Raw genomic sequence first — 26,529 nt, forward strand, 5'->3', positions numbered from 1 at the left:
CTGGAGCTGACATGAAAACCAAACTTAACGAACTGCTTGAATTCCCTACGCCATTCACCTACAAGGTGATGGGGCAGGCGTTGCCTGAGCTGGTTGACCAGGTGGTTGAAGTGGTACAGCGCCATGCGCCTGGTGATTACTCCCCGCAGGTAAAACCGAGCAGCAAAGGCAATTACCACTCGGTATCCATCACCATTACCGCAACGCATATCGAACAGGTGGAAACACTGTACGAAGAACTGGGCAATATCGACATCGTTCGTATGGTGCTGTAACCCCCGTTGCCCGGCACATGCCGGGCAACCCGCTTCCCGTCTGTGATATAATCCTCAGCCATTGTTCCCCTTCTCCCCGGAGATGCCGTTTTGGATCTGAACACCATTCTTATCCGCCAGCTCGGTTTGCAACCCTACGAGCCGGTTTCCCAGGCCATGCATGACTTCACCGATAACCGCGATGAGTCGACGCCAGATGAAATCTGGTTGGTTGAACATCAGCCGGTGTTTACCCAGGGCCAGGCCGGTAAAGCCGAGCATGTGCTGGTACCCGGCGATATACCCGTCATCCAGAGCGATCGCGGAGGTCAGGTGACCTATCACGGGCCAGGCCAGCAGGTCATGTACGTGCTGCTCAACCTGAAACGTCGCAAACTCGGCGTGCGTGAACTGGTCACGCTGCTTGAGCAAACCGTGGTCAACACGCTGGCGGCGTACGACATTGATGCGCGCGCGCGGGCAGATGCGCCCGGGGTGTATGTCGGCGATAAAAAGATTTGCTCACTGGGTTTACGCATTCGAAAAGGCTGCTCTTTTCACGGTCTGGCGCTCAATATCGCCATGGATTTATCGCCGTTTTTACGCATCAACCCCTGCGGCTATGCGGGAATGGAAATGGCTCAGATGCGGCAGTGGTATGCCGACGCGACACCCGCGAATATCTCCCCCGTGCTGGTCGAACATTTTTTAACATTACTAAACAATCCGCCTCATCAATATATTGACGCTTAAAAAACAGAATGGATCGACCTGATATTTTGTCGGGTCGCCCGCCCTTTCATCGCCTCCCCCTTTACATTAATCCTGACTTTCTATACTTTTTCACCGCCTGTGTACAACATCAGGCGATTTATACAGGACGTCCCGTTTACCCCCCAGGAACATGAGATCAGTCGAAAGTAACGACGTAACCCATTGATATATATTTATATGAATGCCAGTCTCCGTAGGTGAACACTCGAATTAATAATAATAACAAATGTATTTTCAATTATTATTCATATGATGAATAAATGCGGAGTGTAAGTGTGGAATATAAAGAGCCCCCGGAAAACAGAATAAACTCGCGCTGGGAGAGCGATACCCCGCAAATTTTCAGAATGTTACGCAATATCGACCTTAATTTATTGACAATTTTTGAGGCGGTATATGTTCACAAAGGCATCGTGAATGCGGCGAAAATTCTTAATTTAACCCCGTCGGCAATTAGCCAGTCCATTCAAAAATTACGCACTATTTTCCCCGACCCGCTGTTTATTCGTAAAGGCCAGGGTGTAACGCCAACGGCGTATGCCACCCATCTGCATGAGTACATCAGCCAGGGTCTGGATTCCATTCTCGCCGCGCTGGACCTGAGCGGTGGTTACGATAAGCAGCGAACGATCACCATTGGCACCTCGCCAACGGTTGGCGCCATAGTGATGCCTGCTATCTATCAGAGCGTCAGATCCCAGTTTCCGCAGATCCTGCTGCGCAATATCGCCGTCACCGACGCCAGCGTCCAGCTAAGCCAGTTCCAGGCCGACCTGGTCATTGACACCCACATCGCCAGTGCCCGTACCCTGGGACATCATCTGCTGTACAGCGACAGCCTGGTGCTGGTTGGGCGACAGGATCACCCGGTGCTCTCGGCCTTTGCCCCGCACGAGGCGATTGCTCAGTATGAATACACCCTGTTGATGATGGAAGGCGCCGCGCACGCGAATCTGCGTAAGCGGATCTATGAGATTTTCCCGGAGCGACAGATTAGCTTTAGCAGCTACAACCTCGTGACCATCGCCGCCCTGATCGGCAACAGCGACCTGCTGGGTCTGATGCCCTTACGCTGCTTCTCGCTGTTCTCACGCTGCTGGCCGCTGCAGGTTATCGACTTCCCGGTGATTGCCGATGAGTCCGTCGACGTTGCGCTGCATTACAACAAGCTGAGCCTGCGGGATGCGATGCTGCAAAACGTGATCGCCGCGATTCGTCAGGTATTTTGACGCGCTATTGCCTGGCCTTGCCCCGCTGTAAACGCTTGTGCGCACATAAAGCAACAACTGGTTTACAAATTCGCGGGCGGCCAGGCTGCTTATCACTCTGATTAATGGTATACTGCCTGCATAAAATTCAAAAATAGTTGATAAATACAACATTTACTTGAATTTGAAAGCTTTCCTTCGTTACTCGCAACTGGAACACGCACGCTATGAGTAAACCCATTGTGATGGAACGCGGTGTTAAATACCGCGACGCCGATAAAATGGCCCTTATCCCGGTTAAAAACGTGGCTACCGAGCGAGAAGCTCTGCTGAGAAAACCGGAATGGATGAAAATCAAACTTCCGGCTGACTCAACCCGTATCCAGGGAATCAAAGCGGCGATGCGCAAAAACGGTTTACACTCCGTTTGCGAAGAGGCCTCCTGCCCGAACCTCGCGGAATGTTTTAACCACGGTACAGCCACCTTTATGATCCTCGGGGCTATCTGCACCCGTCGCTGCCCGTTTTGCGATGTGGCCCACGGTCGTCCGGTTGCGCCTGACGCCAACGAACCCCAGAAGCTGGCGCAGACTATCGCCGACATGGCGCTGCGCTATGTGGTTATCACCTCCGTAGACCGTGATGATCTACGCGACGGCGGCGCCCAGCACTTTGCTGAGTGCATCAGCGCCATTCGCGAGAAGAGTCCAAGCATTAAGATTGAAACGCTGGTGCCGGACTTCCGCGGCCGTATGGACCGTGCGCTGGAGATCCTCACCGCCACGCCGCCGGACGTGTTTAACCATAACCTTGAGAACGTACCGCGTCTGTACCGCCAGGTACGCCCGGGAGCGGACTACAACTGGTCTCTGAAGCTGCTGGAGCGTTTTAAAGAAGCGCACCCGGAAATCCCGACCAAGTCTGGTCTGATGGTCGGTTTAGGTGAAACCAACGCCGAAATCATCGAGGTGATGCGCGACCTGCGTCGCCACGGCGTGACCATGCTGACCCTCGGCCAGTATCTGCAGCCGAGCCGTCACCACCTGCCGGTACAGCGCTACGTCAGCCCTGACGAGTTTGAAGAGATGAAAGAGGAAGCGATGGCGATGGGCTTTACCCACGCGGCATGCGGCCCGTTTGTTCGCTCCTCTTACCATGCGGATCTGCAGGCAAAAGGAATGGAAGTGAAGTAAGTCTGAAATATTGATTTACAACTTCGACAAAAAAACCGGCAACTGGCCGGTTTTTTTATTGTTCCGCACGCCGCATCCGGCTGTGCTCTTACTCTTTATGAGAGAGCTTTTCTGCCGGGACGTCTTCTTCAGCGCTCTTCTTCGCGCTGGTATCATCGTCATTGATGGCTTTTTTGAAGCCCTTGATCGCGGTTCCCAGGTCGCCGCCCAGCGTGCGCAGCTTCTTGGTACCGAACACCAGGACAATCAGTGCGGCAACCACCAGCAGTTTGGTAATACTAATCTCACCCATAGATACCTTCTTCATGAAAACAGGCTGCAAAATGCGCCACTAAAACCGTAACTAATTAACGGACATTTGGCGCGAGCACACAATAACAATCTGTAACAAGGTGAATCAAGCGTTGTTTAAAAATACATCACGTCATTTGCGGTGGCGCAAAACGCCGGTTACGCAGGACGGGCAGTTGCTTGCGCACCTCTTGTAGACAGGTTTTACTAATATCAGAAAAAATCAGCTGCGGTAAACTCCCGGCTCCCGCAAGCGTGACCCCAAGCGGATCGATTATCCGGCTCTGGCCGATATTCTTATTCCCGCATTCACCGGCCGCGACAATGTAGCAGGTGGTGTCCAGCGCCCGCGCCGCCAGAAGCGACGCCCAGTGATGCTCCTTAAGCGGCCCGCGCACCCAGGCGGTGGGCAGCACCAGCACCTCCGCCCCCTGCAACGCCAGCGCCAGCGCCATCTCCGGGAAGCGCAAATCATAACAGGTCATCAAACCGACCTGCATCCCATCAACCTCAATCAGGGGCGGTAAGCGGTCGCCAGCATCCACCCGCCGGGACTCCTGCACGGAAAAAGCATCATACAGGTGCAGCTTCCGGTACTGTGCGATAATCTCGCCGCCGCGCAGGGCCACCAGCGTATTCGCGGCACGCCCCTCCGTCGTCGGCACATGGAGGGTCAACACCGTGGTAAGCCGATTACGCCGACTCTCCTCGCTCAGCACGCTCAGGAAGCCGCCTGTCAGCGGTTGTGCCGCGTTGACCGACATATCCGGGTCATTATCGTCCCGCGCCAGCAACGCTTCCGGGAGCACCAGCAAGGACGCGCCCTGCTCTGCCGACCGTCGCATCAGCTCAACGCATTCCTGCGCATTCCTGCGCCACTGTGGCGTCACTACAAATTGTCCTGCTGCAACACGCATAATCGGCTCCTGTCGTCCCGCCGTAGCCAGAAGGCGGCTTCAGCGCTAAGATAATTCTCTCATTATTCTGATAGCAGGAAATTGTAGTGTTACAACTTCTTTTGGCTGTATTTATTGGCGGAGGGACGGGCAGCGTGCTGCGTTGGATACTAGGGATGCGGTTTAACCCGCTGCACCACGCAATTCCTGTTGGTACGCTGACGGCCAACCTGCTCGGCGCATTTGTCATCGGCGCCGGGCTTGCCTGGTTTAACCGTATGACGCATATCGACCCACTCTGGAAGCTGCTGATTACCACGGGGTTCTGCGGCGGTCTGACGACGTTCTCCACCTTTTCTGCGGAAGTGGTCTTTCTGCTGCAAGAAGGACGCCTGGGATGGGCGCTGATGAATGTGGCCGTTAACCTGTTCGGCTCCTTCGCCATGACGGCGCTGGCGTTCTGGCTGTTCTCAGCCGCACGGTGAAATGGCGAAAAAAAACCCGCCAATGGCGGGTTTTGAATTCTACTGACGTTATGCTTACAGAGCGGTTACGTTTGCAGCAGAAGGGCCTTTGGCACCGTTAGTGATTTCAAACTCTACACGCTGACCTTCAGCCAGAGTTTTGAAGCCATTGGTCTGGATAGCGGAGAAGTGTACGAACACGTCTTTGCTGCCATCTTCCGGAGTAATGAAACCAAAGCCTTTGGACTCATTAAACCACTTAACGTTACCTTTAATCTTAGACATCAAAATTACCTTTACATGAAAAAACGACACAAATGCTGTGTCGAGTAACAGTACAGCAATTGTGGTGGCTTTTGTCCAGCGTAAGTTAACTAAAAAGTGATAAAAGTCGCTAATTTTTTACTTCAACAGAGGTTAGTCATTGTTTTTACTCATAACGCTGCCGAGAGCACGTTTTGTCACAAACCGGTCAAATCGTTAGAATTGAAACCGTAACCAGGCAAAGTAAACGTTACCGTTGTTATAGGTACCTGGGATATAGGTCATCTGGAACGTCGCCGGACCGTAACCCACCGACGCCATCGGCAGAATAACCGGCAGCGGGATGTAGTTCCAGTTATCACGCGCAGTCACCCCCAGCGTATACCCAAGCCCCAGATGAAAATTGTCGTCTGCCAGCGGGCGCCAGGTTTTTTCCCAGCCGTAACCGGCAATCGGTTCCCATTTATTGAACGAGTCCTTAAACGCCATCAGATACAGACCATTCCAGTTGCCGTTCTCATCCCAGCGCGACATCCCGAACCCAGCCCCCCAAGGACGCTCGTTGTAGTTATCGAGCTTCTCCTGATCGTAGGCAAAGCGCGCATGCCAGGTAATCACTGGAACATAGAGATCGTAATGTTCCGGTTTCTGCCAGGTCTGCGTGACGTTATTGCTCAGCGTAGACCAGGCGTCACTGACGGTCGCGCTAAACGAGGCCTGTGCCGTCGTTGAAAACATCATCTGGCTGGCTAAGGCGATAATTAAAAATACGTATTTATTCACTTTTAACACATTATTATGACCGAGGTGTCGATATATGAAAATTGTAGCAAGCATAAAGTTAATAAAGCCCAAACAAACCAGGATTTCTCCTGTTTTATTGTAAGACAAAAACCTGACACCAGGATTATTCAAACCCGCGCGCAGAAAATGGATATTATATATTCCCGCGGCGCTGAATTATTCCTCAGGAAAGCGCCGTTATCCTGGACGAAAAGCCTGCACTCCTCTTCCCTCGCCTGCGGATGTTGCATAATTTAACAAATTTTTTTCATTTTTGCATCTTGTGCTCAAAAAATAACGCGCAGGGAAAAAGATATAATGTGATTACACAGCGTGTTTCACTGTTAAGAATGAACCAGGTCGCCGGTTTATTGATTTTCGTCAGCAATTTCTGATCGTTTATTCGGCACATTCCATAACTTCTTTTTTCGAAATTGCTTTTGAACTGAATATCTTTTGGGCAACAGGAACACCAGGAATCCATCATGCTAACAGTATTTGAACTCCTTATTGGGGTTGTCATCATAGTGGGCGTCGCCCGCTACATCATAAAAGGGTACTCCGCAACCGGCGTATTATTTGTCGGCGGTCTGTTGTTGCTCATCGCCAGCGCAGTGATGGGCCACAAAGTTTTACCTGGCAGCGCCACCAGTACCGGCTATTCTGCAACCGATATCGTTGAATATATTAAAATTCTGCTGATGAGCCGCGGTGGCGATCTCGGCATGATGATCATGATGCTGTGTGGTTTCGCCGCCTATATGACGCACATTGGCGCGAACGATATGGTGGTTAAACTGGCCTCCAAACCGCTGCGTTATATTAATTCGCCCTATGTGTTGATGGTGGCAGCCTATTTCCTGGCCTGCCTGATGTCGCTTGCCGTTTCATCCGCCACGGGTCTTGGCGTACTGCTGATGGCGACGTTGTTCCCGGTCATGGTGAACGTCGGCATCAGCCGCGGCGCAGCGGCGGCAATTTGCGCCTCTCCGGCGGCGTTAATTCTTTCTCCGACCTCCGGCGACGTCGTACTGGCGGCAAAAGCGGCGGAAATGCCGTTAATTGATTTTGCCTTTAAAACCACACTGCCTATTTCAATTGCGGCAATCATCTGCATGGCTGTGGCGCATTTCTTCTGGCAGCGTTATCTGGATAAAAAAGAAAATATCAGCCACGAAATGCTGGACGTCAGCGAAATGACCACTACCGCGCCGGCGTTTTACGCCATCCTGCCGTTTACACCTATTCTCGGCGTACTGGTGTTTGATGGCAAATGGGGCCCGGAACTGCACATTATTACCATCCTTGTGCTCTGTATGTTGTTCGCCGCTATCCTGGAATTTATTCGCGGTTTTGATACTAAAAAGGTGTTCTCCGGTCTGGAAGTCGCTTATCGCGGCATGGCGGACGCCTTTGCCAGCGTTGTGATGCTGCTGGTGGCCGCTGGCGTCTTTGCCCAGGGGTTAAGCACCATCGGTTTCATCGACAGCCTTATTTCCATCGCGACATCGTTCGGTTCCGCCAGCATTATTCTGATGCTGGTACTGGTGGTGCTGACCATGCTGGCGGCAATGACCACCGGCTCCGGTAACGCGCCGTTTTACGCGTTCGTCGAACTGATCCCGAAACTGGCGCACTCCTCTGGCATCAACCCGGCATACTTATCGATCCCGATGCTGCAAGCGTCCAACCTTGGCCGCACGATCTCCCCGGTCTCGGGCGTCGTGGTTGCTGTCGCAGGGATGGCGAAAATATCGCCCTTCGAGGTGGTGAAACGCACCTCTGTGCCAGTTATCGTCGGTCTGATTGTGGTTATCATCGCCACCGAAGTCCTGGTGCCGTCCGTCGCTGCTATCGGCGGCTAATATATCGCGGTCATTATCGCCGGGGCGTATTTCCGCGCTCCGGCCTTTTCCTTCTCAGTTTATTTAAAAATTCGTTTTTAAATTGTAATAAATTTGTTTGTTTTATTTTCAAATCACCCATCTTTCATCATCCATTTAAATTAATCACCGCCACCAAATAGCCACACCACAATAAGACGGGAATAAAAACCATATAAACCACACGTTTGTTTGTGGATAACGTCAAATACCCTCGCCATATTCCTCTTTATGATCCTGAGAATGAAAAAGGCACCGCGCCCGCCGTGCGTATACAGGATCTGACATGTTCGATAACCTACTGATTTCTCGCATCAGGCGTGCAGAAAACAGCAAAATCGCCGCCATTACGCAATTCCTTAATGAGAATGATCTGCGTATCGATACCACCATAGAAGAGTTTATTACCCTGAGTCGCGAGGGCACGCTGATCGCCTGCGGCGGACTCGCCGGAAATATTATTAAATGCGTCGCCATCAGCGACAGCGCGCGCGGTGAAGGGTTGGCGTTAACCTTAGCCACCGAATTAATTAATCTGGCGTATGAATGGCAGCGCACACATCTGTTTATTTACACCAAAACGGAAAACGAAGCGTTATTCGCCAAATGCGGTTTTTATACCCTGGTGCGCGTGCCGGGCATCATGGTGCTGATGGAAAACAACCCGTCGAACATTGGACGCTATATCAAACAGCTCTCATTACAACGGCAAAAGGGCGCGAAAATTGGCAGCATCGTGATGAACGCCAACCCGTTTACCAACGGGCATCGCTACCTGGTGGAACAAGCTGCGGCGCAGTGCGACTGGCTGCACCTGTTTCTGGTGAAAGAGGATACGTCGCGATTCCCGTACAAGGACAGGCTGGCGCTGGTGCTGGAAGGCACACGCGGCATCAGCAGGCTAACGGTGCATCCGGGCTCGGAATATATTATCTCCCGGGCGACCTTCCCCTGCTATTTCATTAAAGAGCAGAACGTCATCAACCACTGCTACACCGAAATCGATCTCAAAATTTTCCGCCAGTACATTGCCCCTGCGCTTGGCATCACGCACCGCTTTGTCGGTACCGAGCCGTTTTGCCAGGTTACCTCTCAGTACAACCACGACATGCAGTTCTGGCTGCAGACGCCATCACTGGAATTTCCCCCCGTTGAGTTAGTAGAGATTCCGCGTTTGTGCTACCGCGACATTCCGGTGTCCGCCTCCCGCGTGCGGAAATTGCTGGCCAAAAAAGATCTGGAGACTATCGCCCGGATGGTCCCTCCCGGCACCTTGACCTATTTGCAGCACCTTCTTTCGGCACGTCCGGCCAGCCCCGCCCTGGCTCAGACGTCGGGTTAACCCGCGCCATAGCGCAAGCGCAATGAATGATAAAAAAACTTTATGGAGAATCGGTTATGTCCCTAACAAAAGGCCAGGCATGGAAGTTGCTGGCTCCCCTGATCGTGATGCTTATCTTGTTTTTAATCCCCGTACCCGACGGCATGCCTCCGCAGGCGTGGCACTATTTCGCTGTATTTGTCGCCATGATTGTGGGCATGATCCTCGAGCCCATTCCGGCCACCGCCATCAGCTTTATCGCCGTGACGCTGTGCGTTATCGGCAGCCAGTATCTGCTGTTTGACGCGAAAGAACTGGCGAAACCCGATTTCAACGCCAGCGCGCAGGCGTTGAAGTGGGGGCTGGCCGGTTTTTCCAGTACGACGGTCTGGCTGGTGTTCGGCGCCTTTATCTTCGCGCTGGGCTATGAGGTCACCGGGCTTGGGCGCCGTATCGCCCTGTTTATGGTGAAGTTTATGGGCAAGCGTACGCTGACGCTGGGTTATGCTATCGTGATTATCGATATCCTGCTGGCGCCGTTTACCCCCTCGAACACCGCCCGCACCGGCGGCACCGTGTTCCCGGTTATCAAAAACCTGCCGCCGTTGTTTAACTCGTTCCCGAACGACCCGTCGTCTCGCCGCATCGGCGGCTACCTGATGTGGATGATGGTGATCAGTACCAGCCTCAGCTCGTCCATGTTCGTCACCGGTGCTGCGCCCAACGTGCTCGGCCTCGAGTTTGTCAGTAAAATCGCCGGTATCCAGATAAGCTGGCTGCAGTGGTTTCTCGGTTTCCTGCCCGTGGGTCTGATTCTGCTGGTGATTGCGCCCTGGCTCTCCTACATCCTGTATAAGCCGGAAATCACCCACAGCGCCGAAGTCTCCGGCTGGGCCCGCGATGCGCTCAAGGAGATGGGTGCGCTGAGCAAAAAAGAGATAACGCTTATCTGCCTGGTGCTGTTAAGCCTTGCGCTCTGGGTCTTCGGCGGTGATTTCATTGACGCCACGGCGGTGGGGATGCTCGCGGTGTCCCTGATGCTGGCGCTGCACGTCGTGCCATGGAAAGAGATAACCAAGTACAACGGTGCCTGGAACACGCTGGTTAACCTCGCCACGCTGGTGGTAATGGCAAACGGCCTGACGCGCTCAGGGTTTATCAAATGGTTCGCCGACACCATGAGCACGCACCTGGAAGGCTTTTCGCCCACGGCGACAGTTATCGTTCTGGTGCTGGTGTTCTATTTTGCCCACTACCTGTTTGCCAGCCTGTCGGCCCACACCGCCACCATGCTGCCGGTGATCCTCGCGGTCGGCAAAGGGATTCCCGGCGTGCCTATGGAGCAACTTTGCCTGCTGCTGGTGCTGTCTATCGGGATCATGGGTTGCCTGACGCCGTATGCAACCGGTCCTGGCGTCATCATCTACGGCTGCGGCTACGTCAAATCACGCGACTACTGGCGGCTGGGCGCGATCTTCGGCGTCATATACATCGCCTTACTGCTACTGGTCGGCTGGCCTCTCCTGGCGCTATGGAACTGATCGCACGGTAATAAATCTGTCAGACCTGGCCAGTGAGTCCTCCTCACTGGCTTTTTTTGTGATTTAATAAAAACAATTCAGGTTTACAGGAATATCCCATGACTCCCGGATGGAAGACATTCACGCTGCTACCGGCTCTCGCGCTATTGCCCGCGATGGCTGCCTCAGCCGATCCGCTTCAGGCGACGCAGTACGGCGATTTTGATCGTTACGTACTGGCGCTCTCCTGGCAAACCGGCTTTTGCCAGAGCCAGTATGACCGTAATCGCGATGCCCCTCCCGAATGCCGTTTACAGAAAGACACGGCCGACAAGACCCGCTTTCTGACGGTGCATGGCCTGTGGCCTGGGCTGCCGACATCCATCGCCGCACGCGGCGTCGACGACCGTCGCTGGATGCGCTACGGTTGCGCCACGCGCCCGGTGCCAAACATGCCGGAGGTGCGCGCCAACCGTAAATGCGCGGCGGCGGAAACCGGTTTATCGCTGGAGATGGCGAACAAGCTCAACAACGTCATGCCGGGCAGCGGCGGAAAATCCTGCCTTGAGCGCTATGAATACGCCAAGCATGGCATCTGCTTCGGCTTCGACCCGGATGTCTATTTCGGTACGATGGTGCGCCTGAACGGCGAAGTTCGCCAGAGCGCGCTGGGCGCTTTTCTCGCCAGCAACTACGGCAAAACCGTCAGCCGTAGCGACTTTGATGACGCCGTCGCCAAAAGCTACGGTCCGGAGGGCGTCAAGGCTGTCAAACTGACCTGCAACGGTAATCCGGCCTACCTCACCGAAATGCAGATTGCCATTAAGGCCAGCGCCATCAACGCGCCGCTGGCGGCGGGTTCCCTGTTGCCGCAACCGCACCCCGGCAACTGCGGCCAGCAGTTCGTTATCGATCAGGTCGGTTATTAATTCCCTCTTTTCCTCCGGCGCCAGTGCTGCCGGAGGTCGCTTGCCCCTCCCCCTTTTCGTCCGTTAATCAATAAACGGATTGTCGTCACATTTTTCATCCAATGCATTAATAGCCCAGCCATTGCATCATTTATCCGGTAACGAACACCCGGATCCACCGTCCATAATCGCAGCAGTTTTTCTCACAAGGAGTTCATCATGGCTAAGAAACTGATTGCGCTGTGCGCATGTCCGATGGGGCTGGCGCACACTTTTATGGCCGCACAGGCGCTGGAAGAGGCCGCCGTGGAAGCGGGTTATGAGGTGAAGATTGAAACCCAGGGGGCAGACGGTATTCAGAATCGCTTAACCGCGCAGGATATCGCCAGCGCCGACATTATTATTCATGCTATCGCCATCACCCCGGAAGATACCGAGCGTTTTGAATCCCGCGATGTGTATGAAATCACCCTTCAGGATGCCATTAAAAATGCGGCAGGCACGCTGAAAGAGATCGAAGCAATGGTCGCGGCAGAACAACAATAATCCTTCATGACAGGGGTCAGTGACATGGCAATTAAAAAACGCAGCGCCGTTCGCCCCGCATCGCCTGGCGGCGATACGTTGGCATTCAAGCCCGCACCGGCTGCAGCAGGCAATACCTTCTGGAAAGAACTCCCGCAGCACATCATGTCGGGAATCTCCCGCATGGTGCCGACACTCATCATGGGCGGGGTTATCCTCGCAATTTCACAGCTTATCGCCTACGTCTGGCTCGATATTCCACCAGATACCGGCATCTTCGACGCCCTTAACTCCGGCAAGTTCAGCGGCTTTGACCTGTCGCTGCTAAAATTCGGCTACCTGACCGAATCGTTCGGCGGCCTGCTGTTCAGCTTCGCCATCCCGATGTTCGCCGCCTTCGTCGCTAACTCAATTGGTGGAAAGCTGGCCTTTCCGGCCGGGTTTATCGGCGGTCTTATCGCGACGCAGCCAACGCTGGTGCTCAATTTTGACCCACAAAAGCTGAACTGGGTCGCCAGCAAACCGGTACCGTCGACGTTTATCGGCGCGCTGATTATCGCCATCGCGGCAGGCTATCTGGTGAAATGGCTCAACAGCCGGATTTCCGTACCGCAGTACCTGCTGGCATTCAAAAGCACCTTCCTGATCCCTATTTTGTCCGCGCTGTTCGTCATGCTGGCGATGTACTATATCATTACGCCGATTGGCGGCTGGCTCAATGCCGGGATGCGCACCGTCCTGCTGGCGGCAGGACAGGCCGGGTCGATGATGTACGCCATCGGTATGGCGGCCGCGACCGCCATCGACCTCGGCGGGCCGATTAACAAAGCGGCGGGCTTCGTCGCGCTGGGCTTTACCACCGACCATGTTCTGCCTATCACCTCCCGCGCTGTAGCCATCGTCATTCCGCCTATCGGACTGGGTCTGGCTACGCTTATCGACAGTCGCCTCACCGGAAAACGCCTGTTCAGCGCGCAGCTTTATCCACAGGGGAAAACCGCCATGTTCCTCGCCTTTATGGGCATTAGCGAAGGGGCGATCCCGTTCCTGCTGGAAAACCCGCTCGCGACGCTACCAGCCTATATGGCGGGCGCTATCGTCGGCGCCATGACGGCGACTGCCTTCGGCGCAGTGCAGTGGTTTCCGGAGTCGGCCATCTGGGCCTGGCCGCTGGTGACCCACCTTGGCGGCTACATGCTCGGTATTCTGGTCGGCGCGGTGGTGACGGCGCTGCTGGTGGTGCTTCTTCGCAACAGCATGCACAAACGCGGCAAGCTGACTCTCGACACACTCTAAGCGGAGCGCGGAGATGGCCTTACTGACAACGCTGCGTCGCTGGCTCGTGGCAGAGCGACTGGATGCCGTGCTGATATCCTCCCGGCAAAACAAGCAGCCGCACCTCGGCTTCGCCACCAGCTCAGGCTATGTGCTGGTGACCCGACAGAGCGCGCATATCCTGATGGATTTTCGCTACTACGCCGAGGTGGCCGCCCGTACCCACGGGTATCAGTTGCACCGGCTGGAAAACCAACGTCCGATGGAGGCTATCGTTAATCAGATAGCCGCTGAAGAGGGGCTGGCGTGCATCGGTTTCGAGGGCGCGCAGGTGAGCTGGCAAACCGGCAACCTTTGGGGCGCCGCCCTGCGCTCGGAACTGGTGAGCATTGAGCTTGAACCGCTGCGCCAGGTGAAAACGGCGCAGGAGATAGCGCTTATCCGCAAAGCATGCCGGATTGCCGACATCAGCGCCGACGCTATCCGCCGTTTTATCCAGCCGGGCATGCGCGAGCGCGAAGTCGCCGCCGAGCTGGAGTGGTTTATGAAACAACAGGGGGCGGAAAAACCCTCGTTCGACACCATTGTCGCCAGCGGTCCGCGCGGCGCGCTTCCCCACGGAAAAGCCTCCGACAAAGTCATCGTGGCGGGTGAACTGGTCACCCTCGATTTTGGCGCTCAATACCAGGGATATTGTTCCGACATAACCCGTACCTTTCTGGTGGCGGGCCGCTATGCCGCGCCAGAGGAATCACCGTTGTATGACGTTTACCAGACCGTACTGAACGCGCAGCTGGCGGCCATCGCCGCCATTCGCCCCGGCGCTGTCTGCATGACGGTCGATGCCGCCGCGCGCAGCGTCATTAGCCGCGCCGGATATGACCCCCGCTTCGGACACAACACCGGCCACGCGATCGGTATCGACGTTCATGAAAACCCGCGTTTCTCCCCCTCGGACAGCACCCGGCTTCAGCCCGGCATGCTGCTCACCGTCGAGCCGGGCATTTACCTCGACGGGGAAGGCGGCGTGAGAATTGAAGACGTGGTGCTGGTCACCAACACCGGCGCCGAGGTGCTGTACCAGATGCCGAAAACGCTGCTGATGACGGGAGAAGAGTGATGGATATTGCGCTACTGAAAGCGCTGAGCGAAGCCGACGCGATTGCCGCCGCCGAACAGGAGGTGCGCGCTATTTTGCTGCAGGAGGCCGACGCGCTGCAAAAAACCGTGCAGTTCGACGGGCTGGGCTCCGTGCTCATCCGCCTGAATGAAAGCACGGGCCCGAAAGTGATGGTGTGCGCCCATATGGACGAGGTGGGTTTCGTGGTGCGCAGCATCAGCCGTGAAGGCGCCATTGACGTCCTGCCGATAGGCAACGTGCGGATGGCGGCGCGGGAGCTTCAGCCGGTACGCGTCACCACCCGGGCAGGCAATAAGATTCGTGGCCTGCTTGACGGCGAACGTCAGGGCGGCGAGGTCGGCAAACTGCGTGTCGACATTGGCGCCCGCAGCGACGGGGAGGTCGCCCTGGCCGGTATTGCGCCTGGCGATCGCGTCACCTTCGATACCCCTTTTACCTCCCTGCCGCACCGCCGGGTGATGGGAAAGGCCTTTGACGACCGGTTGGGCTGCTACCTGCTGGTCAGCCTGCTGCGGTCGCTGGCGCACACACCGCTGGACGCCGAAATCTGGCTCGTGGCGACCTCCAGTGAAGAGGTCGGCCTGCGCGGCGGGCAAACCGCCGCCCGCGCGGTGCAGCCCGATCTCTCCATCGTGCTGGATACCGCCTGCTGGGCGAAAAACTTTGATTACGGCCACGATAACCACCGCCAGATTGGCTGCGGTCCGATGCTGGTGATGTATGACAAAACGCTGGTAGCGCCTCCCCGGCTGACAAGCTGGGTCGAGGAAACCGCCGCCGCGAACGCCATTCCCCTGCAGCGGGATATGTTCAGCAATGGCGGTACCGACGGCGGCGCGATACACCTCAGCGGCACGGGCATCCCCACCGTAGTGCTCGGCCCGCCGACCCGTTACGGTCACTGCGCGGCCTCCATTGCGGATACCCAGGATATTGCGCAAACCCACCAGTTGCTGGTGGCGCTGCTGAAAAACACCCATGCCAACACCGTCGCTCATCTGACGGATTTCAGATGCTGAGTTGGCGCATAAAGGACATGCTATGTTGACGATAACCTTTCTCTGCCCGCTGCCTAACGGGCTGCACGCCCGCCCGGCCTGGGCGTTAAAAGAGCAGTGCAGCCTGTGGCGCAGCGACATTCGTTTTATCAACCATCGGCTGAACACCCACGCGGATGCCAAAAGCTCTCTGGCGCTGGTCAGCACCGGTACGCTGTTTAACGACAGTTGTAGTCTGGAAATCAGCGGTGCGGATGAAGAGCAGGCCCGCCGCACGCTGGAAAACTATCTTGAACATCGCTTTATCGACAGCGACAACGTACCGCCCGCCGCCGCGCTCATCGCGCAGCCCCTGCCCCGCTCGCTGTCACGGCTTACCCCCTGTCTGCAAACCGGCACTGTGCTGGCTGGCGGTATCGGACACGGCGTGCTGACTCTCTGGCGCAGCGATAATCTGGAAAGCTACCGCGCTATCCCGGCGAGCCCGGAAGATATTCCTCGCCTTGAGCACAGCCTTGCCGAACTTGCCGACAGCCTCAACCAGCGGCTTAACGCCCTTGGCGGTGAGAGTAAAACAATTCTCAGCGCGCACCTGTCGTTGATTCAGGATGACGAATTCGCCGGTAACATCCGCCGCCTGATTCGCGAGCAAAAACAGGGTCTTGCCGGGGCGATTATCCAGAACATGGAGAGCATCTGCGAGAAACTTGCCGCCTCCAGCAGCGACTATCTGCGCGAACGGGTCAGCGATATTCGCGATATCAGCGAGCAGTTGTTGCAGATAACCTGGCCCCGACACCGCCAGCAGGACGCCCTGCGCCTGACGCAGCCTACGCTGCTTGTCGCCGAAGACCTGACGCCCAGCCAGTTTTTAGGTCTCGACCGCAGCCTGCTCAAAGGTATGGTGCTGGAGAAAACCGGGCGGACATCCCATACGCTGATCCTCGCTCGAGCCGCCTCCATACCGGTGCTGAGCGGTCTGAGCATGGCACAGCTAACGCCGTGGCTGCACCAGCCCGCGGTACTCGACGGCCAGTGCGGCGTGCTGGTCGTGACGCCGGACGACGCCGTTCTGGGCTACTACGATATCGCCCGGCAGCTTGCCGACAAACAACAGGCGCAGCAGGCGCGAGCGGCAGCGCTTCCGGCGAGATCCCGCGACGGTAAAAGCCTCGACGTCGGCGCCAACATCGGCAGCGCGCTGGAGGCCCCTGGCGCCTTCGCCAACGGCGCGCAGGGTATCGGCCTGTTTCGCACCGAAATGCTCTATCTGGATCGCGACAGCGCGCCGGACGAGCAGGAGCAGTTTGAAGCCTATCAACAGGTGCTGCTGGCGGCAGGCGATAAGCCGGTGATTTTCCGCACCATGGATATCGGCGGCGATAAGCAGATTCGCTATCTGAATATCCCCCAGGAAGAAAACCCGTTTCTCGGCTACCGTGCGGTACGTATCTACCCGGAGTTCGCCAGCCTGTTTCGCGCCCAGCTGCGTGCCATTCTGCGCGCTGGCGCCTTTGGCAACGCCCGGCTGATGATCCCCATGGTACACAGCCTCGATCAGATCCTGTGGGTAAAAAACGAACTGCGCCAGGTCTGTGAAGCGCTTTCGCAGGAAGGTCTGCGCTTCGCCCCGTCGCTGCCACTGGGGATCATGGTCGAGGTGCCGTCGGTCTGTTACATCATCGATCACTTCTGCGACGAGGTGGATTTCTTCAGCATCGGCTCCAACGACATGACCCAGTATCTGTACGCCGTCGATCGCAATAATCCCCGCGTATCGCCGCTGTATAACCCGATAACGCCCTCTTTCCTGCGCATGCTGCGGCAAATTATCGACGTCGCGCACCGGCACGGCAAATGGGTGGGGATCTGCGGCGAGCTGGGGGGCGAAAGCCGCTATCTGCCGCTGATGCTCGGCCTGAACCTCGACGAGCTCAGCATGAGCGGCCCGCGCATCCCGGCGATTAAAAGTCTGTTGCGCCAGCTCGACAGCCGACGCTGCCAGCAGTTGGCGCTGCAGGCCTGCGAGTGCCGCAGCGCCAGCGAGATCGAAACGCGGCTGAATGACTTTGCGCCCCAGGAAGAGAGCCGACCGCTGCTGGCGCTGGAGAATATTCTGTTTGTCGGGAAGGCGTGCCGCAAAGAGCAGGTTATTCAACTACTGTGCGGCAACCTGGCGGTCAACGGGCGGACCGAGCACCCGCAGGCGCTGGAGGAGGATATCTGGCAGCGCGAAGAGATAGTCACCACCGGCGTCGGTTTCGGGGTCGCGATTCCGCACACCAAATCAGCCTGGATACGCCATTCAAGCATCAGCATCGCCCGCCTGCCGCAGGCTATCGACTGGCAGTCAGAGATGGGCGACGTCGAGCTGGTGATTATGCTGACCCTTGGCGAAGGCGAAAGCATCAACCACGTGAAGGTGTTCTCCCAGCTGGCGCGCAAACTGGTCAATAAAGCATTTCGTCAGTCGCTGCTGGCCGCCGTAACGCCGCAGGCCATCCTTGACCTGCTGCAGGCCGAGATAATCCTCTGACGCTCACTGAAAGCGCGCACGGTACTCTCCCGGCGTCAGCCCAAACTGGCGCCGGAAAACCCGGGAGAAATAGTCGCTGTCCGGATACCCGCAGCGCAGCGCGACATCGCCAATCGGCAGCTGATACTTCTGCAAAATCATCCGCGCTTTCGCCATTCGAACCCAGCGCAGGTAGTCGACAAAACTCATACTTCCCTGCTGGCTGAAGAGCCGTGACAGGTGGTTGGCGCTGATATTAAAAAATCCCGCCACGCTCTCGCGGGTCAGCGGCTGCGCATAGTTATCCTGCAACCAGTTGCAGATACTGTGATAGAGAAACGCCGGGCGAGACGGCACTTGCCCCGGCGTAGTGTTCAGCACCTTGCGACACAGGTGCAACAGGCTTAGCACCAGCGGCTGAATAATCGCCTGATCCTGCGGCGAGCGACTCAGAATGCCGAGCGCCGTCAGCATCGCCTCCCCTTCGCCGCGCTGCTGGTGAGGCAGCTCAATTTTCCTGCCCGGGGCGGGAATTTCCCCTTTGCGGCTGTCATAAAACGCCAGCCCCAGCCACGCGGGCGCAAACACCAGGCTTAATACCATCGTCGGCCGGGTAAACAACGGCGCATTAGCCGCCCTCGGCGGAATAAACAGCATCTCGCCCTGACCGATAGCCGACTGTTCTGTCTCAAGTGAGTTACCGTACACCCCGCGCAGCACCACCTCCAGACGCGGAAAATCCAGGGACAGGCTGCCCGTCGGCAAGGCTTTCGGCGTACCGGCAAACCACACCCGCCCCAGGCGCTGGGGATTGAGCACAAGGCCGCTTAACAGGTCGGCGAAAAACTGTTGGTCAGCAGGAAGATGAACGGCAGGCATAGCGGCTTCCACATCCTAAAACAAACCACCAGTTTAACGCCTTTGCCAGCGCGGATATCAATGGGATGCTCTTCTTGTGTGAGCTAAATCACTTCAAACTTTCGGCCACAGCCAGTATGATGATCAGATGATTAAACCCTCGCCTTCCCCCGGCGAGGGTTTTCTTTTGGACACTGGTACCTGGAATAACATGGAGTAAACAATGACCAGACCCGCAATTATCATTAACGAATTTGATGCGGAACGTATCGATCGCCTGCTGGAACAACCTGCATGGGCCAGTTCACCGGTTGCCGACGCCCTGAATGACGAATTAGACCGTGCCCAGATGTGTGCGCCTGAGTCTATGCCGCACGACGTCGTCAGCATGAACAGTCAGGTCAGATTCCGCGATCTCTCGACTGGCGAAGAGCGCGTGCGCACGCTGGTCTTCCCGGCACAGATGACCGACAGCAGCACGCAGCTTTCCGTTCTGGCGCCCGTCGGCGCGGCGCTGCTGGGCCTGCGCGTGGGCAGCACCATTCACTGGGAGTTGCCCAACGGCACCGCCACCCACCTGGAAGTGCTGGAATTACTCTATCAGCCGGAAGCCGCTGGCGAATTCCACCGTTAATCCCGTCGTTTTAGAGGATGTATACACATCCTCTTTCCGTATCCCGGCTGAACGCTATTTTGCACTCCCCTCATGCGCCAGATCACAAATTTGCGACCTGAATGACACAATAAATACGCATAATGTGTTTGTATAAAGGTAACGACAATCGCAAGGAGGAATGCATATGTACCACACGATCATTATGCCGGTTGATGTCTTTGAAATGGAGCTGAGCGATAAGGCGGTTCGCCACGCGGAGTTTATGGCGCAGAAGGACGGTATTATTCATCTTCTGCATGTATTACCCGGCTCCGCCAGCATGACCATAAGCCGTTTTACGGCCGATCTGCGTCGTTTTGAAGAACATTTACAGCAGGAAGCTGAAACACGCCTGAAGACGATGGTCACCCACTTTAGTATTGACCCTTCCCGAATCAAACTGCATGTCAGCTTCGGCAACATACGCGATGCGGTCAACGACCTCGCCGAAGAACTTAATGCGGACGTCGTGGTTATCGGTTCCCGCAACCCGACTATCACTACGCATCTGCTGGGTTCTAACGCCTCGAACGTCATCCGCCACGCACATATCCCGGTACTGGTCGTACGCTGACAGTCAGGATAAAAAAAGAGGCGACCTTCTGGTCGCCTCTTTGCATTGCAGGTGTCGTCTTACTTTCTTTTTTTATGCCGTTTTAGTACGAATCAGGTAATCAAACGCGCTGAGAGATGCCTTAGCGCCTTCGCCGGTGGCGATGATTATCTGCTTGTACGGAACGGTGGTGCAGTCGCCCGCCGCGAACACGCCCTTCACGCTGGTTTCGCATTTGGCATCCACGATGATTTCGCCCATGCGGTTGCGCTCAATGGCGCCTTCCAGCCAGGTCGTGTTCGGCAACAGGCCAATCTGAACAAAAATGCCTGACAGCGCGACGTGATGCGCGTCGCCGCTGACGCGGTCACGGTAATCCAGACCGGTCACTTTGCTGCCGTCGCCCTTTACCTCGGTCGTCTGCGCATTGAGGATGATATCGACGTTTTTCAGGCTGCGGACTTTATTTTGCAGAACCTGGTCAGCCTTCATTTCTGGCGCAAACTCCAGCAGGGTCACGTGTTCGACGATACCGGCCAGGTCGATCGCCGCTTCAACGCCGGAGTTACCGCCGCCGATGACCGCCACGCGCTTGCCTTTGAACAATGGGCCGTCGCAGTGCGGGCAATAGGTGACGCCCTTCGTACGGTACTGATCTTCGCCCGGCACGTTCATGTTGCGCCATTTCGCCCCGGTGGCAATGATGATGCTGCGCGCCTTAAGCACCGCGCCGGACGCGGTCTCGAGCTGGTGCAAACCGCCTTCGACGGCGGCTGGCGTCAGCTTGCTCGCGCTCTGGGCGTCAATGACGTCGACATCATAATCGGACACGTGCTGTTTGAGCGCGCCTGCCAGCTTCTGGCCTTCGGTTTTCGGTACGGAGATATAGTTCTCGATATCCACGGTATCCAGCACCTGGCCGCCAAAGCGTTCGCCCATCAGTCCGGTACGAATGCCTTTACGTGCGGAGTACACCGCCGCCGCCGCACCCGCCGGGCCAGAGCCAACGATCAGCACGTCGTAGGCCTCGCGCTTATTCAGCGCCTCCGCCGCGCGTTTTTCTGCGCCGGTATCCACTTTGGCGACAATTTCCGCCAGCGTCATACGGCCCTGACCGAACGCGTTACCGTTCATAAAGACCGCCGGAACGCCCATCACGTTGCGATCGGTGATTTCGTTCTGGAAGGTGCCACCATCAATTGCCGTGTGTTTGATGCGTGGGTTCAGCACCGACATCAGGTTCAACGCCTGCACCACATCCGGGCAGTTGTGGCAAGAGAGCGAGTAGTAAGTTTCAAACTCGAAATCGCCGTCGATATCGCGGATCTGCTCCAGCAGCGCCTGCGCTTCTTTTGACGGATGACCGCCGGTCCACAGCAGCGCCAGCACCAGAGAAGTAAATTCGTGCCCCAGCGGAGAACCGGCAAAACGCGGTCCCTGGTCAGACCCCGGGTTGGTGATCAGGAAAGACGGTTTACGCGCCGCCAGACTGTTATCTTCTTTAAAGGTGACTTTCGCTGACAGTTCAGCAATTTCAGTCAGCAGTTCCTTGATTTCCGCCGATTTAGCGCTGTCGTCCAGCGTGGCAATCAACTCAACAGGTTTCGTCAGTTTCTCAAGGTAGGCCTTGAGCTGGGTTTTCATATTCGTGTCGAGCATTATTCTTCCCTCTCTAAAAACATCATCATGCAAGCGGCCTTATGGGGGCAGCCTGAATGCAACTTGCATCATGGTGTTGGAATGAAATGGGCGCGGACGCGCCCATTGATTGCCGGGTGGGCAAAACTTAGATTTTACCCACCAGGTCTAAAGACGGCGCCAGGGTCGCTTCGCCTTCTTTCCATTTCGCCGGGCACACTTCGCCTGGGTGGGAAGCAACATACTGCGCTGCTTTGATTTTACGCAGCAGGTCAGACGCATCGCGGCCGATACCTTCAGCAGTCACTTCGATAGCCTGGATGATGCCCTGCGGGTCAACGATGAAGGTGCCGCGGTCAGCCAGACCTTCGTCTTCGCGCATGTTTTCGAAGTTACGCGTCAGCGCGCCGGTCGGGTCGCCGATCATCGCGTATTTGATTTTGGCGATGGTGTCAGAGCTGCTGTGCCAGGCTTTGTGCGTAAAGTGGGTGTCGGTTGAGACGGAGTACACGTCTACGCCCAGTTTCTGCAGTTCGTCGTAGTGGTCCGCGACGTCACCCAGTTCGGTCGGGCAAACGAAAGTGAAGTCAGCCGGGTAGAAGAAGAAGACGCTCCAGCGACCTTCGGTATCTTTCTCGGTAACCTCGATGAATTCACCGTTTTTGAACGCCTGGTTTTTGAAAGGTTTGATTTTGGTATTAATTAAGGACATCTGTACTGTCTCCATGTTTTCGTTGGGGGCTAAGGTAAACAACTTCCCCCCATTCGGCTAATACGTTTGCGTTATCAAATCAATAAGCGTTAGCTAACAACACGCGCAAAATTACTTTGTGAAGCTTTATATGCGCTTACCCCACAAACCCGACGCGCGCGCGTAATGTCAGCTAAAGTAAAAAGGCCATCTTTGCAGATGGCCCTGTTACCTGAAGCCCTAAGGGCTTTCAGTGCCAGCGTGAGCTGGCGATGTGTTGCGCTCTGCATGACCTTACGGGTAAGGCTGTCACAGCATGGGGGATTACAACATCCCCCCTTGCGAAGCGCAATTGCAGCACCCCTGGGTCTTATCTATGGTTGTGATAGGTTTTGCCATTCACACTGTTATTTACCTGGTTCACAAGGTGTTCCCATGCGTAATCTCGCACTTTTTCTCACCCTACTTCCCCTACTGGCCGGTGCGCAAACACCGTCTACGGACATCACGTCTCACCAACCCGTTGTGCAGAAAGCAGACTACAGCCCTGCAGAACAAGCGATGTGGCAGCGACTGGGGCAGGCGCACTGGTTGCTTGATGGCAAAAAAGACGCCCCGAGGATTATCTATTTATTTACCGATCCATTTTGTCCCTACTGTCGACAGTTCTGGCAAGAAGCACGCCCCGCGGTGGACGCCGGGAAAGTGCAAATCAGAACGCTGTTGGTCGGCGTGATTAAGCCGGATAGTCAGGCAATGGCAGCGGCCATCCTCTCAGCCCTTGATCCGGCCAAAACCTGGCGGGACTATGAACAGTCCGGAGGGAAAGTCGCGCCGGAAGTGTTTAGCGCCATCGCGCCCGATAAGCAGAAAATCCTGAGTGACAATAAAAAAATTCTTATTGATTTGGGCGCGAGCGCAACGCCAGCGATTTATTATATGAATGATAATAAACAATTACAGCAGGTGGTCGGCCTGCCAAACAGCGGGGACCTGCAAGCGATGATGAACAAGAAATAAATCAATAAACTCGGGTGATAAAATTACTCTAGAAAATGGTTCGCCCGAGTTTTAAATTTACTGGATAAAACATTTCTATACCTATATATTTAGATTAGTTTCATTGTCTATTAAGTTAAGCAGCGAAACACGGATGTGAATGATTCACACATGAACTATATTTAGATTCAATAGTTCGATTTAACAAGGACATGCTATGGCAAACCTCTACGATCTTAAAAAGTTCGACCTCAATCTGCTGGTCATCTTCGAATGCATTTATCAGCATCTGAGCATCAGCAAGGCCGCCGAAACGCTGTTTATCACCCCCTCCGCCGTCAGCCAGTCGCTGCAACGCCTGCGCACGCAGCTTAACGATCCGCTGTTTATTCGTGCCGGGAAAGGGATTACCCCCACCACCGTGGCGGTCAACCTTCATCATCATCTGGATAACAATCTCAACCAGATTGAACAGACCCTGTACATGATGAGCCGCACCGATATGACCAAGAAATTTATCGTCTATGCGCCGCAGCTGCTTATCATTGAACAAGTAAAACAACTTTTCCTGTCTCTGGAACAGGACCGGAATTTAATTATCGAACACTATGACATGATCATGTCCGAACAGGGCGCTGAGGAATTGCTGAGTTATCGCAAGGCCGATCTGGTTATTACCACCGCTCCCGCAACAAGCCGCTCGGTCATTTGCCAGCCGTTACAATCCTTCAAAATTGTGATGGTCTGCAGTCGTCACCATCCACGGCTACATGATGAAATAACGCTTGAAAGCTTATTGCAAGAAAACATGGTGTCTTATATTGCTGAAGATCCGATGATTAAATCAATACAGCAGGACAGTCAGCGCCTCTTCCATGAGCGGAAAATCTCTTTTTGCAGCAATTCAGTTTATGCACTGATGAATATGGTTAGCAGTAGTGAGCTAGTTGGTTTTGTTCCCGACCTGATTTATAACTATTTCAAAGATTTCCTGCAACTTAAGTCCGTGACATCTCCGGTGGAACTTCCTGAAATGACCTTATATATGATTTATAACCGTTCATCCCTCAATAACTCTAGCTTTATGGATTTTATTTCACGAATATCTGCATAAGTTTTATTGATATACAAAACTAAGATTATTCACAAGAACATTCATTTTTTACATGATTTTACACTGAAACATTAGCATGGTTGATGAATAAATAAATTCATTTACTCGCTGATGTTTTTTATATATTTTTTTAACGTATATATTATGTTAGCCAACCAGGGATTGTTGCCATGTCAGTGTTCAAATACCCACTCGACGTTTCCGTAAAGGACGCGGGCGAGGAGCGTATTACGTGGGCGCTTAGCAATTTCGATAACGTCTGTGTCTCCTTTTCCGGTGGAAAAGACTCCACCGTAATGCTGCATTTAACCGGACAGCTCGCCAGAAAACTTGGTAAAACCTTCAGCGTTTTATTCATCGACTGGGAAGCGCAATTCAGCAGCACCATTCAGCATTGCCAGAGAATGCGCGAACAGTATCAGGATGTTATCGAGACTTTTTACTGGGTGGCCCTGCCGCTCACCACACCCAATGCGCTGACCCAATTTACGCCGGAATGGCAGTGCTGGGCGCCGGGCGTACAGTGGGTGCGCCAGCCGCCCGATGACGCCATCACCGACCCGGCGTTTTTCTCATTTTATCGCCCGGGCATGACGTTCGAAACCTTCGTGCGCGACTTTGCCGAGTGGTTTTCGCAAAAACGACCGGCGGTTGTGCTGGTGGGTATTCGCGCCGATGAATCCTATACCCGCTTTCTGGCTGTGGCTTCACAACGCAAGCAGCGCTTTGCCGACGACAAACCGTGGACCAGCATGTCCCCCGGCGGCCATGCCTGGTACGTTTACCCCATTTATGACTGGAAAACAGCCGATATCTGGACGTGGTTCGCCCGCACGCAGCACTGCTACAACCCGCTTTACAATCTGATGTACCAGGCGGGCGTACCGCTGCGCTATATGCGCATCTGCGAACCGTTTGGCCCGGAACAGCGTCAGGGACTGTGGCTTTACCATGTGCTGGAGCCGGAACGCTGGGCGGCGATGTGCGAGAGGGTCAGCGGCGTGCACTGCGGCGGCGTTTACGCCGGGCATGACAATCAGTTTTACGGCCATCGAAAGCTTGAAAAACCGGAACAGCACAGCTGGAAAAGCTATGCCATGTTCCTGCTCGATACCATGCCGCCCTCCACCGCAGAGCATTACCGCAACAAAATTGCCGTCTATCTGCACTGGTACCAGAAAAAGGGCATGGATGATATTCCGGACAGCCAGCACGGCGACACAGGGTCGAAGGATATTCCCTCCTGGCGCAGGGTCTGCAAAGTCTTATTAAATAACGATTACTGGTGTCGAATGCTCTCTTTCAGCCCGACCAAGACCGGTAATTATCAGCGCTACCGCGAACGTATGAATCAAAAGCGCCAACAGTGGGGAATCTTATGCAACACGCAATAATTGAACAGATTGGCCAGCTTCTGGCGTCGCTTCCCGAAGACGAGCGTATTGAGGCGATTAATCAAATTCGCCAGGCCGTTCATGCGCACAGCCCGTTCAAAGAGAACCCGGTCGATTGCGTGTTGTGGGTCAGACACGAAGAGGTCATCCCGAACCGTTATAACCCAAACAACGTGGCGCCGCCGGAGAAAAGGCTGCTGCAAAAGTCGCTGGAGGCCGACGGTTTCACCCAGCCGGTGGTGGTCTTCCGGCAAAAAGATCATTACGAAATCGTCGACGGTTTTCATCGCCACGCGCTGGCGAAATCCAAAGCGACGCTTAAGCGCCAGCTTAAAGGCTATGTTCCGGTAAGCTGCCTGTCAGCACAATCCTCAGAAACCAGCGGACGTATGGCCTCAACCATCCGCCATAACC

At 55.1% G+C, this 26,529-nt stretch carries 27 protein-coding genes; 20 read left to right on the forward strand and 7 right to left on the reverse strand.

Annotated features, from left to right (window positions below; genetic code table 11):
• Positions 1 to 11: 11 nt before the first annotated feature.
• The 4 genes from ybeD (at position 12) to lipA (ending at position 3,429) form a co-directional block, all read left to right on the forward strand.
• Positions 12 to 275 carry a DUF493 family protein YbeD gene (gene ybeD, locus JO226_RS03320; RefSeq protein ID WP_293489984.1) on the forward strand — a complete coding sequence of 88 codons (264 nt, stop codon included), beginning with the start codon at positions 12 to 14 and terminating at the stop codon, positions 273 to 275.
• Positions 276 to 365: 90 nt separating this feature from the next.
• Complete coding sequence (gene lipB, locus JO226_RS03325; protein WP_293489985.1) at positions 366 to 1,007, forward strand: lipoyl(octanoyl) transferase LipB; 642 nt, start codon at positions 366 to 368, stop codon at positions 1,005 to 1,007.
• 296 nt (positions 1,008 to 1,303) lie between these two features.
• Entirely contained in the window at positions 1,304 to 2,257 is a 954-nt protein-coding gene (locus tag JO226_RS03330) for a YbeF family transcriptional regulator (protein ID WP_293489986.1), read from the forward strand.
• 206 nt (positions 2,258 to 2,463) lie between these two features.
• Positions 2,464 to 3,429, forward strand: coding sequence for a lipoyl synthase (gene lipA / locus JO226_RS03335; protein WP_293489987.1), 966 nt, complete (start codon positions 2,464 to 2,466; stop codon positions 3,427 to 3,429).
• Positions 3,430 to 3,517: 88 nt separating this feature from the next.
• On the opposite strand, the gene tatE is transcribed toward lipA, so the two are convergent.
• The gene (tatE, locus tag JO226_RS03340; RefSeq protein WP_293489988.1) at positions 3,518 to 3,721 is read right to left on the reverse strand and encodes a twin-arginine translocase subunit TatE; all 204 of its coding nucleotides are present in this window, start codon (positions 3,719 to 3,721) and stop codon (positions 3,518 to 3,520) included.
• A gap of 127 nt (positions 3,722 to 3,848) precedes the next feature.
• The gene (locus JO226_RS03345) at positions 3,849 to 4,637 is read right to left on the reverse strand and encodes a deaminated glutathione amidase (protein ID WP_293489989.1); all 789 of its coding nucleotides are present in this window, start codon (positions 4,635 to 4,637) and stop codon (positions 3,849 to 3,851) included.
• An 86-nt stretch (positions 4,638 to 4,723) separates the two neighbouring features.
• On the opposite strand from JO226_RS03345, the gene crcB reads away from it, so the two are divergent.
• Positions 4,724 to 5,101 (forward strand): fluoride efflux transporter CrcB, encoded by a 378-nt coding sequence (gene crcB / locus JO226_RS03350; protein WP_293489990.1) that lies wholly within the window; start codon positions 4,724 to 4,726, stop codon positions 5,099 to 5,101.
• Positions 5,102 to 5,155: 54 nt separating this feature from the next.
• Here crcB and cspE read toward each other — a convergent pair whose 3' ends face one another.
• Together cspE and pagP are read right to left on the reverse strand one after the other, a co-directional pair.
• Positions 5,156 to 5,365, reverse strand: coding sequence for a transcription antiterminator/RNA stability regulator CspE (gene cspE / locus JO226_RS03355; protein ID WP_000034826.1), 210 nt, complete (start codon positions 5,363 to 5,365; stop codon positions 5,156 to 5,158).
• Between the two features lie 195 nt (positions 5,366 to 5,560).
• Positions 5,561 to 6,181: a lipid IV(A) palmitoyltransferase PagP gene (pagP, locus tag JO226_RS03360; RefSeq protein WP_293493259.1), complete on the reverse strand. Its 621-nt coding sequence runs from the start codon at positions 6,179 to 6,181 to the stop codon at positions 5,561 to 5,563.
• A gap of 431 nt (positions 6,182 to 6,612) precedes the next feature.
• Between pagP and dcuC the strand changes: the two genes are divergently transcribed.
• The 9 genes from dcuC to ptsP all read left to right on the forward strand — a co-directional run bounded on the left by dcuC (position 6,613) and on the right by ptsP (position 18,234).
• Positions 6,613 to 7,992 (forward strand): anaerobic C4-dicarboxylate transporter DcuC, encoded by a 1,380-nt coding sequence (dcuC, locus tag JO226_RS03365; protein WP_293493262.1) that lies wholly within the window; start codon positions 6,613 to 6,615, stop codon positions 7,990 to 7,992.
• 304 nt (positions 7,993 to 8,296) lie between these two features.
• Positions 8,297 to 9,352 (forward strand): [citrate (pro-3S)-lyase] ligase, encoded by a 1,056-nt coding sequence (citC, locus tag JO226_RS03370; protein ID WP_293493265.1) that lies wholly within the window; start codon positions 8,297 to 8,299, stop codon positions 9,350 to 9,352.
• A gap of 56 nt (positions 9,353 to 9,408) precedes the next feature.
• Positions 9,409 to 10,872 carry an anion permease gene (locus JO226_RS03375; protein ID WP_293493267.1) on the forward strand — a complete coding sequence of 488 codons (1,464 nt, stop codon included), beginning with the start codon at positions 9,409 to 9,411 and terminating at the stop codon, positions 10,870 to 10,872.
• A 98-nt stretch (positions 10,873 to 10,970) separates the two neighbouring features.
• The gene (gene rna, locus JO226_RS03380) at positions 10,971 to 11,780 is read left to right on the forward strand and encodes a ribonuclease I (RefSeq protein ID WP_293493269.1); all 810 of its coding nucleotides are present in this window, start codon (positions 10,971 to 10,973) and stop codon (positions 11,778 to 11,780) included.
• A 198-nt stretch (positions 11,781 to 11,978) separates the two neighbouring features.
• A complete protein-coding gene (locus tag JO226_RS03385) occupies positions 11,979 to 12,305 on the forward strand; it encodes a PTS fructose transporter subunit IIB (protein ID WP_293493271.1) in 327 nt (108 codons plus the stop codon).
• Between the two features lie 24 nt (positions 12,306 to 12,329).
• Positions 12,330 to 13,580: a PTS fructose transporter subunit IIC gene (locus JO226_RS03390; protein WP_293493274.1), complete on the forward strand. Its 1,251-nt coding sequence runs from the start codon at positions 12,330 to 12,332 to the stop codon at positions 13,578 to 13,580.
• Between the two features lie 13 nt (positions 13,581 to 13,593).
• On the forward strand, positions 13,594 to 14,679 hold the full coding sequence (ypdF, locus tag JO226_RS03395; RefSeq protein WP_293493277.1) for an aminopeptidase: 1,086 nt from the start codon (positions 13,594 to 13,596) through the stop codon (positions 14,677 to 14,679).
• Positions 14,679 to 15,719 (forward strand): aminopeptidase, encoded by a 1,041-nt coding sequence (gene ypdE, locus JO226_RS03400; protein ID WP_293493280.1) that lies wholly within the window; start codon positions 14,679 to 14,681, stop codon positions 15,717 to 15,719. Before ypdF ends, ypdE begins: the two co-directional genes overlap by 1 nt.
• A gap of 22 nt (positions 15,720 to 15,741) precedes the next feature.
• Positions 15,742 to 18,234, forward strand: a complete 2,493-nt coding sequence (gene ptsP, locus JO226_RS03405; RefSeq protein ID WP_293493282.1) for a phosphoenolpyruvate--protein phosphotransferase — start codon at positions 15,742 to 15,744, stop codon at positions 18,232 to 18,234.
• A 3-nt stretch (positions 18,235 to 18,237) separates the two neighbouring features.
• Here ptsP and JO226_RS03410 read toward each other — a convergent pair whose 3' ends face one another.
• Entirely contained in the window at positions 18,238 to 19,092 is an 855-nt protein-coding gene (locus tag JO226_RS03410) for an AraC family transcriptional regulator (RefSeq protein ID WP_293493286.1), read from the reverse strand.
• 202 nt (positions 19,093 to 19,294) lie between these two features.
• Between JO226_RS03410 and rnk the strand changes: the two genes are divergently transcribed.
• The gene (rnk, locus tag JO226_RS03415) at positions 19,295 to 19,705 is read left to right on the forward strand and encodes a nucleoside diphosphate kinase regulator (RefSeq protein WP_293493289.1); all 411 of its coding nucleotides are present in this window, start codon (positions 19,295 to 19,297) and stop codon (positions 19,703 to 19,705) included.
• Positions 19,706 to 19,871: 166 nt separating this feature from the next.
• Positions 19,872 to 20,300: a universal stress protein UspG gene (gene uspG / locus JO226_RS03420; protein WP_293493292.1), complete on the forward strand. Its 429-nt coding sequence runs from the start codon at positions 19,872 to 19,874 to the stop codon at positions 20,298 to 20,300.
• Positions 20,301 to 20,372: 72 nt separating this feature from the next.
• On the opposite strand, the gene ahpF is transcribed toward uspG, so the two are convergent.
• The gene (ahpF, locus tag JO226_RS03425) at positions 20,373 to 21,938 is read right to left on the reverse strand and encodes an alkyl hydroperoxide reductase subunit F (protein ID WP_293493295.1); all 1,566 of its coding nucleotides are present in this window, start codon (positions 21,936 to 21,938) and stop codon (positions 20,373 to 20,375) included.
• Between the two features lie 127 nt (positions 21,939 to 22,065).
• Complete coding sequence (gene ahpC, locus JO226_RS03430; RefSeq protein ID WP_293493298.1) at positions 22,066 to 22,629, reverse strand: alkyl hydroperoxide reductase subunit C; 564 nt, start codon at positions 22,627 to 22,629, stop codon at positions 22,066 to 22,068.
• Positions 22,630 to 23,043: 414 nt separating this feature from the next.
• On the opposite strand from ahpC, the gene dsbG reads away from it, so the two are divergent.
• The 4 genes from dsbG to JO226_RS03450 form a co-directional block, all read left to right on the forward strand.
• Positions 23,044 to 23,628, forward strand: coding sequence for a thiol:disulfide interchange protein DsbG (gene dsbG, locus JO226_RS03435; RefSeq protein ID WP_293493301.1), 585 nt, complete (start codon positions 23,044 to 23,046; stop codon positions 23,626 to 23,628).
• A gap of 196 nt (positions 23,629 to 23,824) precedes the next feature.
• The gene (locus JO226_RS03440) at positions 23,825 to 24,721 is read left to right on the forward strand and encodes a LysR substrate-binding domain-containing protein (protein ID WP_293493304.1); all 897 of its coding nucleotides are present in this window, start codon (positions 23,825 to 23,827) and stop codon (positions 24,719 to 24,721) included.
• A gap of 170 nt (positions 24,722 to 24,891) precedes the next feature.
• The gene (locus JO226_RS03445) at positions 24,892 to 26,115 is read left to right on the forward strand and encodes a DUF3440 domain-containing protein (protein WP_293493307.1); all 1,224 of its coding nucleotides are present in this window, start codon (positions 24,892 to 24,894) and stop codon (positions 26,113 to 26,115) included.
• On the forward strand, positions 26,100 to 26,529 hold a 430-nt coding region (locus tag JO226_RS03450; protein ID WP_293493310.1), incomplete at its 3' end, for a ParB/RepB/Spo0J family partition protein. The genes JO226_RS03445 and JO226_RS03450, both read left to right, overlap by 16 nt.

It is taken from the genome of Pluralibacter sp., assembly GCF_019237635.1.
Taxonomy (GTDB): Bacteria; Pseudomonadota; Gammaproteobacteria; order Enterobacterales; family Enterobacteriaceae; genus Enterobacter_B.